General features: G+C 41.5%; 12 protein-coding genes. 3 read left to right on the top strand and 9 right to left on the bottom strand.

Annotation, left to right across the window (positions count from 1 at the left end; all coding sequences use genetic code 11):
• Positions 1-99 precede the first annotated feature (99 nt).
• The 5 genes from JR005_RS09700 to eat form a co-directional block, all read right to left on the bottom strand.
• Positions 100-879, bottom strand: coding sequence for a TIGR03915 family putative DNA repair protein (locus JR005_RS09700; protein ID WP_004986942.1), 780 nt, complete (start codon positions 877-879; stop codon positions 100-102).
• A 27-nt stretch (positions 880-906) separates the two neighbouring features.
• Complete coding sequence (locus JR005_RS09695) at positions 907-2,166, bottom strand: putative DNA modification/repair radical SAM protein (protein ID WP_004986945.1); 1,260 nt, start codon at positions 2,164-2,166, stop codon at positions 907-909.
• Between the two features lie 127 nt (positions 2,167-2,293).
• Positions 2,294-3,109 (bottom strand): ethanolamine ammonia-lyase subunit EutC, encoded by an 816-nt coding sequence (eutC, locus tag JR005_RS09690; RefSeq protein WP_004986947.1) that lies wholly within the window; start codon positions 3,107-3,109, stop codon positions 2,294-2,296.
• Between the two features lie 12 nt (positions 3,110-3,121).
• Positions 3,122-4,507, bottom strand: coding sequence for an ethanolamine ammonia-lyase subunit EutB (locus tag JR005_RS09685; protein WP_004986949.1), 1,386 nt, complete (start codon positions 4,505-4,507; stop codon positions 3,122-3,124).
• Between the two features lie 10 nt (positions 4,508-4,517).
• Positions 4,518-5,966: an ethanolamine permease gene (gene eat / locus JR005_RS09680; RefSeq protein WP_218664976.1), complete on the bottom strand. Its 1,449-nt coding sequence runs from the start codon at positions 5,964-5,966 to the stop codon at positions 4,518-4,520.
• A 238-nt stretch (positions 5,967-6,204) separates the two neighbouring features.
• On the opposite strand from eat, the gene JR005_RS09675 reads away from it, so the two are divergent.
• Positions 6,205-7,245: an NAD(P)H-dependent flavin oxidoreductase gene (locus JR005_RS09675; RefSeq protein WP_218664975.1), complete on the top strand. Its 1,041-nt coding sequence runs from the start codon at positions 6,205-6,207 to the stop codon at positions 7,243-7,245.
• A 100-nt stretch (positions 7,246-7,345) separates the two neighbouring features.
• Here JR005_RS09675 and JR005_RS09670 read toward each other — a convergent pair whose 3' ends face one another.
• Positions 7,346-7,885, bottom strand: a complete 540-nt coding sequence (locus tag JR005_RS09670; protein WP_218664974.1) for a DinB family protein — start codon at positions 7,883-7,885, stop codon at positions 7,346-7,348.
• A 12-nt stretch (positions 7,886-7,897) separates the two neighbouring features.
• The gene (dusB, locus tag JR005_RS09665; RefSeq protein ID WP_218665828.1) at positions 7,898-8,923 is read right to left on the bottom strand and encodes a tRNA dihydrouridine synthase DusB; all 1,026 of its coding nucleotides are present in this window, start codon (positions 8,921-8,923) and stop codon (positions 7,898-7,900) included.
• Between the two features lie 81 nt (positions 8,924-9,004).
• Here dusB and JR005_RS09660 point away from each other — a divergent pair, with 81 nt between their 5' ends.
• Both JR005_RS09660 and JR005_RS09655 read left to right on the top strand, forming a co-directional pair.
• On the top strand, positions 9,005-10,213 hold the full coding sequence (locus tag JR005_RS09660) for a DUF1615 domain-containing protein (protein ID WP_004996734.1): 1,209 nt from the start codon (positions 9,005-9,007) through the stop codon (positions 10,211-10,213).
• A complete protein-coding gene (locus JR005_RS09655) occupies positions 10,180-10,833 on the top strand; it encodes an HAD-IB family hydrolase (protein ID WP_218664973.1) in 654 nt (217 codons plus the stop codon). The genes JR005_RS09660 and JR005_RS09655 overlap by 34 nt, the downstream gene beginning before the upstream one ends.
• A gap of 23 nt (positions 10,834-10,856) precedes the next feature.
• On the opposite strand, the gene proB is transcribed toward JR005_RS09655, so the two are convergent.
• Complete coding sequence (gene proB / locus JR005_RS09650) at positions 10,857-11,990, bottom strand: glutamate 5-kinase (protein ID WP_049175243.1); 1,134 nt, start codon at positions 11,988-11,990, stop codon at positions 10,857-10,859.
• Between the two features lie 90 nt (positions 11,991-12,080).
• On the bottom strand, positions 12,081-13,307 hold the full coding sequence (cgtA, locus tag JR005_RS09645) for an Obg family GTPase CgtA (protein ID WP_218664972.1): 1,227 nt from the start codon (positions 13,305-13,307) through the stop codon (positions 12,081-12,083).
• Positions 13,308-13,377: the final 70 nt, after the last annotated feature.

Below are 13,377 nucleotides of genomic sequence, written 5' to 3'. Positions count from 1 at the left end.
ATATTTTTGGTGCGCCGTCATTTATTGTGAATGGTGAGCTGTTTTGGGGAAATGATCGTTTACAGGATGCTTTAGACTGGTCGAAACGTATCGTATAGATTACAGGATTTTTTCATTCATATAGCGCCAATAACGTCTCGGCACATATTGAATATGCAATTTGATATTGTTGCGTGCCTCAATATTGACGCTTTTAAAATAATCTTTCCAAAGCTGGTCGTATAAGGCTTCGTTTTCATCTAGTTCTAAACTAAAATCCTGACTAAAGCCATTTTCAATATTTTTATCCAGTGTCGAGGCATCCAGTTCGACCTGATGAATCTGATCTAAATCATAATAAATACCGAAATGGCGTTTTTCATCATAAATCAGCCATTTTTGATCCTGATAACGTGCTTTAAAATGTTTTTCAATCAGCGGCAGCACATTAAAATCTGGACGTACCAGACTGATAAATAAGCCTTCTTGTGTTTTCTTAAATCTTACAAAAGCTTCCATACGGTGCTTTTCACGACCCACTTGTTTGGTCCATTGTGATACGCCAAGCACATCGGCATGACCATAATTTTTTTCAATTGAAAATGGATTTTGAAATACATAAATGGCGAAATTAAACAAATGCTGAAAGGCAATTAATTGTTCAGATAAAAACGTATAATGAAAACGCTTTATCCCTTCTGAAGAAAGTTTCTGAGTCAAACCCTTCCAAACACGCTGTGCTTGCTGCTCATGACTTGCAACTACAACACTTTCAGCAAACAGTGAATCCTGCACCTGATGCTCTAATGCCAATTGCACTTCAAATTGCTTAAATTGAAATGCTCTGAAAATACAGCTTAATAGTCCAGTCAGACTGCCATCGAACTGATAAATGATCATTTTAGAATTATCGTATTTACCATCGTATTAAAAACCAAAACCGAGTTGCGGTGAAATCTGTTTGGTATATTTGGACTGCCCTGATTGTAAAATTTGCTGGCGTACTTGATGCGGTTGTAAATCACGTTGAAACTGTGGAGTATCCACGCAACGAATAAAATGCTGTGCACGGCTATACGCCACCCCCATACGTTTCAACTGATCAATTCGCAAAGCCCCAAAACGACGTGCCTGTACAATTTTTTGGGCTGATTTCACCCCAATTCCCGGAATGCGCAAAATCATTTTGTAATCAGCTCGGTTTAGATCAACAGGAAATTGTTCTGGATTACGCAGCGCCCAACTCAGTTTTGGGTCGATATCCAGATCTAGATTGGGATGTTGCGGATTGACAATTTCATCGGCAGCAAAGCCATAAAAACGCATCAGCCAATCAGACTGATAGAGTCGATTTTCGCGTAGCAATGGTGGTGCTGATCCAATTGCAGGCAAAGCTTTTTCTTGTTCATTGATTGGAATGTAACCTGAATAATAAACGCGTTTCAGTTTAAATTCCTTATAATGCTGATCCGCCATCATCATCACATCATAATCAGTTTCACTGGCTGCACCCACCACCATTTGTGTGGTTTGCCCTGCTGGCACAAATTTAGGGACAGTTCGAATCAGTTTTCGTTCATCCTTAAACTGAATTAAGCGATCACGTACAATGCCTAAATCCTTTTGTACTTCAGCATGTGTTTTTTCAGGTGCAAAACGTTTTAATCCTGCTTCTGTCGGCATTTCCAGATTAATACTCATGCGGTCAGCATAGAGTCCAGCTTCAGTGATCAGTTCTGGTGAAGCACCTGGAATAGTTTTGAGATGAATATAACCATTAAAATTTTCTTCTAAACGCAGCTTCTTCACTACCTGTAACATACGCTCCATGGTATGGTCGGCGGATTTAAAAATACCGGAACTTAAAAATAAGCCCTCAATATAATTACGGCGATAAAAATTAATGGTCAGATCAACCACTTCCTGCACGGTAAATGCAGCACGTTGAATGTCATTGGAACGACGTGAAACACAATAAGCGCAGTCAAAAATACAGACATTGCTAAATAAAATTTTAAGCAATGACACACAGCGACCATCTTCAGTATAAGAGTGACAAATGCCTGAGCCGGTATTGCCCAATCCCTTATCTTTATTTTTCCGATTGCTGCCACTGGATGAGCAAGATACATCATATTTGGCAGCATCGGCTAAAATCTGTAGTTTTTCGCGGATACGATCAGACATGAACATCCACCTTATAATTCACATTCGTTTATTATAAAAAATCAACGCTGATCAGGGGATTTGTATTCATTTTAAACGACATGAGATGTCGCTTAAAATGTAACGGATAAGTCTTAATCATTCAATATCAAAATAATAAATGTGTCTCATGCTGCTGATGTTCAACAGTCATTTCGTGTTCATCTTTTAGATTGACACCCGAAAAATCCAGTTGTAGGGATTTTTTCATTAAAGCAATTAAGCGCTGTGTTGCAATCAATATGGGAAGTCCCGCTGGACGTACATTTGAAATGCAATTGCGCATCGCATCATGACAACCTAAATGGGCATCATAAGTATAATAGATCCCTAGACTATCGGGCGAACTGAGACCCGGACGCTCTCCAATCAGCATCACTAACATTTTAGCATTCAAAATCTGGGCGACTTCATCGCCTAATGCAACGCGACTGCCCTGTGCGATGATCAAAGGCGCAACTGACCATTTCAGTGCTTTAAACTCAGCTATTAGATGTTCAATCAAAATGGGCGCATTCTCATCGATGGCTCTTGCAGATAAACCATCTCCAATGACGATGACAACATCATATTTATTGGGATTTTGGGCTTGATAGTGTTGTAATTCCTGACGTGAATTTTCACTTAAACTTCGCCCCAAATCTGGACGTTTAAGATAAGTTTCTTTATCTACAGCACAACTCTGAATCAGCAGTAATTGATGATTTAAATGTGATAACTTTCTTTTAAATAATTCGATATCTAATGCCTGTAAAACAGCATCTTTGGCTTGCGCATGTGCCAGTTGGAACTCAAGTAATGGCTTGGTTGGCACACTACAACCTACACGTCCCAGTGCTATTCGTGCATCAGTAAAATTTTTAAGCTTGCTCCAGACATCTTCATGTAATGACTGTGGGTATTGAGTATCTTTCATCAAGTTCACGACAACCTCCATTTAAGACATCAGCAAACGTGAAAATTTTTCAGGCATTTGTTCTGCCCAGTGAATATGATGCTGCGATTGTTTGAAAATGCCTTGTTGCTCCAGCCATGCCGCAAACTCAGGTGCGGGCTCTAGCCCTAATAATTGACGTACATACAGCGCATCATGAAATGACGTGGTCTGATAATTCAACATCACATCATCTGAACCAGGAATTCCCATAATAAAATTAATTCCTGCATTACCTAATAAGGTCAGTAAAATATCCATATCGTCCTGATCAGCATCGGCATGATTGGTATAGCAAATATCACAGCCCATCGGCACACCCAATAATTTGCCACAAAAATGATCTTCCAAACCTGCTCGGATAATTTGCTTGCCATTGTAAAGGTATTCAGGCCCAATGAAGCCAACTACAGTATTGACCAGTAGCGGCTTATACTTTCGGGCAACGGCATAAGCACGGGCTTCAATGGTCTGCTGATCGACCCCAAAATGGGCATTACTGGATAAAGCACTGCCCTGACCTGTTTCAAAGTACATGACATTTTGCCCCAAAGTTCCACGTTTTAAACTTAATGCCGCCTCATAACCTTCCTGTAAAACAGACAGAGAAATACCAAAGGCATCATTGGCCTGTTGCGTTCCTGCAATGGACTGAAACATTAAATCAATCGGCACACCTCGATTTGCCAGTTCAATCCCCGAAGTGACATGAGTTAAAACACAAGACTGTGTTGGAATTTCATAATGCTGAATCACATGATCCAGTAATTTCAACAGCTCAGATAAATTCTGTAAATTATCGGTGGCAGGGTTAATCCCAATCACCGCATCGCCATTACCATACATTAAACCATCCAGAATACTGGCCGAGATTCCAAGCAGATCATCGGTGGGATGATTCGGTTGTAAACGAGTGGATAAATGTCCCTCCAGACCGATGGTATTTCGAAATTGGGTAATGACCTGACATTTTTTCGCAACCAAAATCAAATCTTGGTTACGCATGATCTTACTCACCGCAGCGACCATTTCAGGCGTGAGTCCAGTTGCCAATTCAGTCAGTTTTTCAGTGGTGGCATCCGCAGAAAGTAACCAATTTCGAAAATCACCTACGGTAAAATGCGAAATTGGATAAAATGCCAAAGCATCATGTTCATCAATAATTAAACGCGTGATTTCATCCTGTTCATAGGCTGTCACCGTTTCATTCAAAAAATGTTTGAGCGGTAAATCGGCTAAAGCCATTTGTGCTGCGACACGTTCCGTTGCATCCTTTGCCGCCACACCAGCCAGTTGATCTCCCGAGCGTTCAGGTGTTGCTTTTGCCAATAATGTTTTTAAGTCCTTAAACACATATCGCTGTTGGGCAACGATGATTTCAAATGACATGACAATTCCCCTAGCGCAAATCTTCTTCAGCCGATTTAATATTGGCAAATTCCTCTTCAGGCGTACCTGTCACTAAATGATGCCGACTATAAAACATAAAATATAAAATAAACGCCACATAAATCGCTGCTGCCATCAACCAGACTTTAGGATCCACTAAAAAGCCTGCCACGACTGCAATCGCCGATAAAATTAGTGCAATCGAAGCAGTCACAATGCCACCCGGAGCTTTATAAGGACGAGGCAAATTTGGACGTGAAATTTTGAGTTTGATATAAGACAACATCATCAACACATAAGAGAGCGTTGCACCAAAAACAGCCATTAAAATAAGTAAATCCCCCTCCCCAGATAACGATAATAAAAAGCCAATAATGCCAGGAATAATAATCGCCCAATGTGGAGTTTTATTTTTATTGGTCAGCGATAACTTTTTAGGTAAATAACCTGCACGAGACAATGCGAAGATTTGTCGTGAATAGGCATAAATAATTGAAAAGAAACTTGCAATGAGTCCAGCTAAACCAACAAAATTTACAAAACTGGCCAACCATGTATTTTTGCCATAAACAGCTACCAACGCATCCACCAATGGCGCACCAGAGGCTTTTAATTGATCCGCACCTGCTGCACCCGCCCCTAAAAATAAAATAAGCAAGGCAAAAGCAGCTAAAATCAACATGGAACCAATCAAACCGCGTGGTAAGGATTTTGCTGGATCTTTGGCCTCTTCTGCCGCTAAAGGCACTCCTTCAACGGCCAAGAAAAACCAGATGGCATAAGGCACTGCCGCCCAGATCCCGATATAGCCCATGGGTAAGAAATTACTTGCTCCCGCATGATCTGTGACCGCAATATTAAATAAATTGGCGCTATTAAAATGTGCAATCATCGCAATAATAAAGACAAACAATGCAACACAAGCAACGGCAGTAATGACAAACATAATTTTAAGGGCTTCACCTGCGCCTTTTAAATGAATCCCCATAAAGACCAAATAACAAACTAAATAGACGATCCATCCGCCAACGCCAAATAAGGACTGGCAATATGCACCAATAAATACAGCAATCGCAGCGGGTGCAATTGCATATTCAATCAAAATTGCCGTCCCTGTCAGATAACCACCCAATGGCCCAAAAGCTGTACGGGCAAAACTATAACCGCCTCCCGCCGTAGGTAGCATGGTTGACATCTCCGACATGGCAAGACACATACATAAATACATGATGGCGACGACCACAGTGGCAATAAACATACCTCCCCAGCCACCTTGCGCGAGACCAAAATTCCAACCCGCAAAATCCCCAGAAATGACATAAGCCACACCGAGTCCAACCAGAAGTATCCAGCCGACTGCGCCTTGTTTCAGCTGCCTTTGGGCAAAATATTCATGATGGCTTTTATGTTCATCTTGAGACGAAGCAATATCACTTGCAATAGATTTGGTTTCTGACATGAGCTTTCTCTCATTTTTCATTTTTATGAGAAGAAGCAAGCATAATTCATACCAGATATTTGAAATTTAAAAGTCTAAGGCATGTGAAGTGACAAAGTTCACCATTAAAATATGGGCTAGATCCACAAAATCAGAAGCAATTCATCAAGCTCATCATTTAATAAAAAAATACTGAACATGATTTGCTTCTTTTGAACAATTCAGGCTATGGTGAGTAAAACATCTGGATCATAAGAATATGTCAATATTACAGCAGCTTGGAATTAAACACCCGATTCTGTTAGCTCCGATGGCAGGTGTATCAACACCTGAACTAGCAGCTGAAGTCTCCAACAGCGGTGGCTTAGGTTCTTTGGGTTTGGGAGCAAATAATGTCAGTTCGGCTAGAGAACAAATACTTAAAACCCAAGCCCTTACAGATGCGCCATTTCAAGTGAATTTCTTCTGTCATCAACCTCAAATTTTAAATGAGCAGGAAGCTCAACGCTGGATCGAGTATTTAACCCCAGAATTTCAACGTTTTCATGCGCAACCACCGCAAACCTTGCAATGTATCTATCCAAGCTTTTTGGACCATGATGACTTCTTAAATCTGGTATTGGAAACCCAGCCCAAAGCAGTCAGTTTTCATTTTGGGATTCCACATCCCCATCAAATACAGGCTTTAAAACAAGCAGGAATCATTACATTGGTTTCTGCAACTAATCTGGCTGAAGCTAAAGCGATTGAGGCCGCTGGAATTGATATCATTATTGCACAAGGTATCGAGGCAGGTGGACATCGTGGAATATTCAATGCCGATCTAGATGGTGCAGTCAAAACAGCGGATCTGGTACAACTGATTACTCAGCATTGTGATACACCTGTGATTGCGGCAGGCGGGATTATGAATGGTCATCAAGCCAAAAAAATCATCAGCTTAGGTGCACAAGCCGTTCAACTCGGCACCGCTTTTGTGCAATGTAAAACTTCAAATGCCAATGCAGCTTATCGTCAGGCACTTTTAAATCAGCCCCTTACCCAAATCACATCCAGTATTTCTGGTCGACCTGCGCGCGGCATTATTAATCACTGGCATACCGAGATTGACCATCCACAACGCCCATCGGTAGCGGCTTACCCTTATGCTTATGATCTGGCTAAACAACTACATGCTATCGCAACTCAGGCAGGTGATTCTGGCTATGGTGCGTTTTGGGCAGGCAGTAATGTCGCACAAATTCGTGAGATGGAAGCACGAGATTTAATCAATCAATTGATTTTAGAAATGAGTGAATAAGCTGAGTATATCAGATTTCTTTTATAATTTTTTTTTATTTCTCGCTTCAGGAGAAAAAAAGAGGAGCTAAACAGTGATGAAATAAAAGCGATAAAAACATCTATTCAGTATCTAACAAGGATGCATGCGTTTCTACCAGCATATAGACCAAATCAAGCTCAGGGCACTCATAACCCAATCCCGTTAAGGCTGCGGTAAGTTGCCCTCGATGGTGGGTCGCATGATTAAAAATATGCATTAAAGTCGCTGCATAAGGTAAACACTTTGCTTCACCACTTGCCGTTTGATAACTGAACTGACTGTTCAATTTTTCTTGATCTAACTGCTCAAGAAAAGCGATCCAGTTTTGAGCTCTTGACTCTAATTCTATAAATAATTGCACAGGATCCTGTTCAACAATAGCATTCAGTGCCATTTTTGGAGAAATAGACTGGGCAAACCGCGCATACCAAAGTAAATGTTCACCGACCAAAAGATGATTCAATGTTCCCAAAATGCTACCAAAAAATAAACCGACATCACGATGCAGTTCATCATCAGATAATGGCTTCAAGCTATTCAATAATCGCTGCGTTGCCCAGACATTATATTCAGCTAAAAGCAGTAGACTTTCCTTACTGATTTTATAAATATCCGTCATGGCTGCTTATCCTTAATTGATCGCCAATAAATCGACCTGTTCAATCTGAACATCACTCATGATATGCCCTTGATCCAATAATTGATTAAAATAAGCTTCCACGACTTGAGCCTGTTGATGGGTCGTTTCAACTTGATACATATTTTGGCGAAACTCATTACTTGAACGTAAACCTTTGGTGTACCAAGCAATATGTTTACGTGCGATGCGACAGCCTGAATATTCGCCATAAAACTGATACAGCTCATCCAGATGCCCCAGTAACACCTGTTTCACTTCAGCGATATTGGGTGCAGCCAAATGTTCACCAGTTTGCAAATAATGGGCAATTTCCCGAAAAATCCACGGACGGCCCTGCGCTGCACGTCCAATCATAATCGCATCAGCACCCGTATAATCCAGCACAAATTTAGCCTTTTCAGGACCATCAATATCGCCATTGGCAATTACAGGAATATTTAGAAGTTGCTTTACTTCCTTAATCAAATCATAACGCGCAGTATTTAAATACATATCTTCACGAGTTCGACCATGTAAGGCCAATGCTGCAATGCCTGCTTGTTCGGCACGTTGCGCAACTCGTAGGATATTTTCATGACCATTTAAAAAACCTAGTCGAGTTTTTAAGGTCACAGGAACATCCACTGCGGCAACGACGCTATCTAAAATACGTGCCACCAGATCTTCATCCTGTAACAAGGCTGAGCCTGCCAGCTTATTGCAGACTTTTTTAGCAGGACAACCCATATTAATGTCAACGATTTGGGCACCATTTGCGACTTGATAACGTGCCGCTTCAGCCAGTTGCTCAGGGTCAGAACCTGCAATTTGTGCCGAAATAGGTGCAAGCTCACCATCAAAATTAGCACGATATAAACTTTTTTTCGTCATGCGCAGTGTTTTATCTGCGGTCATCATTTCACTAACCGCATGCCCTGCTCCAAAATATTTGCATAGCGAACGAAATGGACGGTCAGTGACTCCCGCCATTGGGGCAACGATTAAATTATTTGACAGTTGATAGGGACCAATATACATAATATTCATGCTTTTTTTGATCAACATAGTATACTGCATCTGTCTTTTTTGCTCATCTTTTTATCAAGGTGCCCTGCTTGCATGAATAGCCCAATTAAATCTGGTTTTTATTTAAAATCATTGAGCACAATTACGTTGAGTCTTGCATTAGTTGGATGCGGTGATGGTAATTGGTGGTCTCAAAAAGATGAGCCAGAATTTAAAGCAGAACAGATTAAACGTGTGATTCCGACACGCGTGAATGGTCGTGAATCTTGGGCCAATGATATTGACGACATTATGGAAAAATTAGGCATTCCAAAAACCAAAGAAAATGTATGCAGTATTGTCGCCGTGGTCGATCAAGAATCTAATTTTGTGGCTGATCCCGTGGTACCTGGCTTGGGTGCGAAAGCGGTTAAAGAAGTTAATACACGTTTAAATGAAAAATTTGAAGAAAAGCTAGGGACTACGATTGGTGGTCAAGTTGCGGGTTATTTTGAGGACGTACTCAAAAACCAACCCTCTCCAGATAATAATTATATGAGCCAAATGCGTAAAGTCCGTACAGAACGCGATCTGGATTTACTTTATCGCCAGATTTTTGACTTTATGGCGAGTCATTACCATGTCAGTGCCCTAACAGGTGCAGCAAAACTGGTGGGTCAGGATATTGGCGAAAAGATGAATCCAATTACTACGCTGGGTTCTATGCAAGTGCTAATTACCTATGCTCAGGATCATAAGCGTTCACGCATGAATACCAATGAATTACGTGACGATTTATATACACAATATGGCGGCTTATATTATGGAATACATCGTTTAATGATGTATCCTGCCGATTATAATAAATCGATTTATCGATTCGCTGATTATAATTCAGGCATGTATTCAAGTCGTAACGCGGCTTTTCAAAGTATGCTCAATGATTTAACACCGAAAGAACTGGATCTGGATGGTGATTTGTTGCTTTATAATAAAGATGGCAGTCCTCGTGCAGTCCTTAGCCAATCTGAGAAAGAATTGATTTCTGTCTTTGCGCAAAATAATGTACTGGTGACACCACGTCAAATTCGTTCAGATCTAAAAAAAGAGAAAGAGAAATCTTTTGAAGATACTCAAACCTATATTGCAGTGAAAAAACTATACAAAACAAAGACAGGCAAAGAACCTATTTATGCCATCATGCCACAAGTCATTATTTCTGGGCCTAAATTAAGCCGAGATTACAATACCAACTGGTTTGCCTCCCGCGTCAATGGAAGATATGAAACATGTATGCAACGAGCGAAAAGAATAAGACTATAAATCTCGCCCTGTTTGATTTTGACGGAACACTCTGTACGAAAGATAGTTTCACTGGCTTTATTTTTTATACTTTGTCTAAAAGACATATCATGCGTAAAGGCCTGAAAATTCTTCCATGGATTCAGGCTTATTATTTAAAACTTTATCCCGCTGATGCTATGCGCGCCAAACTTTTTAGTACGATGTTTAAAGGAAATTCAGCAAAACAACTACAACAACTGGGTCAAGAATACGCGCAAACTTTAGTGAAAAATCTGGACACTCAGCTATTTCAACGCCTATTACAACACCAAGCACAAGGCGATAAAGTGGTACTGGTTTCTGCTTCAATCGATTTGTATTTGAAACCAGTATGTGAACTCCTCAATATCGATCTGATCTGTACACAAGTCGAAATCCATAATGGATTCATTACAGGTCAATATTCTACACCCGACTGTAGTTCTGAGCAGAAAAAGATTCGGGTTCATGAGGCTTATCATCTCAATGATTACGCACATGTTTATGCGTATGGCAATAGCTATGAAGATTTACAGATGTTTAGTCTGGCAGATAGCTGCTATATGGTCGGAGAAGATCAGCAGCTACCTCAATTAGCAGATGTAAAAAAACTCGCCTAAGCGAGTTGTTTTATTTTTAAAATTTAGTAAATCGCCATGTGGTTACGATGGATCATTTCCAGTGAACGTGCTTCACCTAGCACTTGATAGACTTTGTCCGAAGCCAATCCTTTAATAATATCAGCAGATTGTGAGCTAAAGTTAACCCGTCCGACGGCAATACGTTTACCTGACTTGTCCACACACTCCACCACATCACCGCGATCAAAATGTCCTTCGACCGCTTTCACACCCACAGGTAACAAACTTCGATGACGCTCCTTAATCGCTTCCACCGCACCATCATCAATAATTAAACGACCAGCAGTTTGCAAATGTGCTGCCAACCATTGCTGATGCGCGGTCATACGGTCTTTATCGGTACTAAATAAAGTCCCGAGCATTTCGCCAGACATTAAGCGAGATAAAACACGATCGCTTTCACCGCTGGCGATCAGCGTTGGACAGCCTGATTTGGCGGCAAGACGTGCTGCACGGACTTTAGTGACCATACCGCCACGACCAAGCACTCCACCACCACCTGCCATTTCAAATAAACTGTCATCTAAAGCACGAACTTCAGTTAGGAGTTTGGCATCTGGATTACTACGAGGATCGGAATCAAACATGCCTTGTTGGTCAGTTAATATAATCAACAAATCAGCATGCACTTGCCCTGCCACCATGGCTGCTAGGGTATCGTTATCACCAAAACGAATTTCATCGGTAGATACCGTATCATTTTCATTAATGACAGGAATCACGCGCCAGTCAATCAAGTTTTGCAGAGCATCACAAGAGTTCAAGTAACGACGACGATCCGCCAGATCATCATGTGTCAAAAGCACTTGCGCAGTCTGAATATAATGCTTTTCCAATACACTTGACCAAGTATGGATCAAGCCCATTTGACCAATAGCCGCACAGGCTTGCAGGCTGGGTAGATCGGTGGGTCGGCTGGTCAGTTTCATGCGTACCATCCCTTCAGCTACAGCACCAGACGAAACCAAAATAATTTCGTGTCCAGCAGTGTGTAGATCAGCAATTTGCATTGCCCAATGCGAAATTGCATCTAAATCTAAACCTTGCCCGTTTGCTGTGAGTAGCGATGATCCGATTTTAACAACGATTCGTTTACACGCATTGAGCTGACGTTGCCCATCCACCACTTCTATCATGTTTTCCTCAAATTATTTTCCCCTTGCGAAGCAGAGACGAGTGCTTCTCAGGGAGAATTAAAGGTTTTTTAAAAAGCCAAATTGCGAACTCTAGTCACGCACATAAATACTTTCTACATCGTTATCATCATCTTCGTCATCGAAGTCATCCTCGTCTTCACCAGCCAGTAAGCCTTCTAGACGTTGTGCGCGGCGCATAGCACGATATGCTTCTTTGGCTGCGATGGTTTGTTCTCGCGTTTCAGCTTCAAGCTGCTCACGGAATGCTTTCACTTCTGCTGCGTATTCTGGATCTTCAACTTCACGTTCGCGTTGTTGTTCAATCTGATCCATGAGGTAATACACCACAGGTTTAGTGCCTTCTTCTAACAAACCAGAAGTCTTAAACACTGGTCCTGTCCATTGCAATTCATCAATGATGTGTTGACACCATTCATCACGGCTGTCTTCATCCAACTGATCCAGTTTATTTAAAACCAATACAATCGGCAGTTTTGCCAAGGTCGGAGAGAATTTTTCCAGTTCCGCCACAATCGCTCTAGCATTATGCGCAGGATCTGAACCATCAATCGGTTGCACATCCACGATATGTAATAAAATACGAGTCCGCGCCAAATGTTTCAGGAAGCGAATTCCGAGCCCTGCACCTTCTGCTGCACCTTCAATCAAACCTGGAATATCTGCCATCACAAATGAGCGATGACGATCGGCATCGACCACACCCAGATTTGGCACCATCGTGGTAAATGGATAATCCGCAACTTTTGGTTTCGCCGCACTGACTGCACGAATAAAAGTAGATTTACCCGCATTTGGCATACCGAGCAAACCAACATCTGCCAATACTTTGAGCTCTAAACGAATTTCACGAAATTCGCCTTTGACACCTGTAGTAAATTTACGCGGTGCACGGTTGGTTGATGATTTAAAATGAGTATTTCCCAAACCACCATCGCCACCATGGGCCACTAAAACACGCTGACCGTCTTTGACCAAATCGCCAATAATATCGCCTGAGTCAGTATCAACAATGGTTGTTCCCACAGGAACTTTTAAAATAACATCTTCACCGCCACGACCTGAGCAGTTCGCACCTGAACCATTTTTTCCACGTTCTGCACGGAATTTACGCGTATAACGATAGTCCACCAGTGTACTGGTATCGTCATCCGCTTGGATATACACGCTACCACCACGACCACCGTCGCCGCCATCTGGCCCACCAAACGGTACAAATTTTTCACGGCGAAAACTGGCTACGCCATTGCCACCGTCGCCAGCCTCTACGGTAATGACTGCTTCATCAACAAAGCGCATGTGCCAATCCTCTGAAATCTCTAAAAACCGCCTATTCTGCCATATTTTAATAGATTTCTCGAATAGAAAA

The organism is Acinetobacter sp. Colony158 (genome assembly GCF_019264745.1).
GTDB lineage: Bacteria > Pseudomonadota > Gammaproteobacteria > Pseudomonadales > Moraxellaceae > Acinetobacter > Acinetobacter ursingii.
The sequence above is the reverse complement of the archived record's forward strand: the minus strand, read 5'-3'. Positions and strand labels throughout refer to the sequence as shown.

Bases quoted from the DNA above. Each gene is read 5' to 3' on its own strand.
- proB (WP_049175243.1), bottom strand. From the start codon at position 11,990: ATGATAGAAGTGGTGGATGGGCAACGTCAGCTCAATGCGTGTAAACGA.
- JR005_RS09670 (WP_218664974.1), bottom strand. From the start codon at position 7,885: ATGACGGATATTTATAAAATCAGTAAGGAAAGTCTACTGCTTTTAGCT.
- eat (WP_218664976.1), bottom strand. From the start codon at position 5,966: ATGTCAGAAACCAAATCTATTGCAAGTGATATTGCTTCGTCTCAAGAT.
- cgtA (WP_218664972.1), bottom strand. From the start codon at position 13,307: ATGCGCTTTGTTGATGAAGCAGTCATTACCGTAGAGGCTGGCGACGGT.
- JR005_RS09655 (WP_218664973.1), top strand. From the start codon at position 10,180: ATGTATGCAACGAGCGAAAAGAATAAGACTATAAATCTCGCCCTGTTT.
- JR005_RS09660 (WP_004996734.1), top strand. From the start codon at position 9,005: ATGAATAGCCCAATTAAATCTGGTTTTTATTTAAAATCATTGAGCACA.
- dusB (WP_218665828.1), bottom strand. From the start codon at position 8,923: ATGTATATTGGTCCCTATCAACTGTCAAATAATTTAATCGTTGCCCCA.
- JR005_RS09685 (WP_004986949.1), bottom strand. From the start codon at position 4,507: ATGTCATTTGAAATCATCGTTGCCCAACAGCGATATGTGTTTAAGGAC.
- JR005_RS09700 (WP_004986942.1), bottom strand. From the start codon at position 879: ATGATCATTTATCAGTTCGATGGCAGTCTGACTGGACTATTAAGCTGT.
- JR005_RS09675 (WP_218664975.1), top strand. From the start codon at position 6,205: ATGTCAATATTACAGCAGCTTGGAATTAAACACCCGATTCTGTTAGCT.
- JR005_RS09695 (WP_004986945.1), bottom strand. From the start codon at position 2,166: ATGTCTGATCGTATCCGCGAAAAACTACAGATTTTAGCCGATGCTGCC.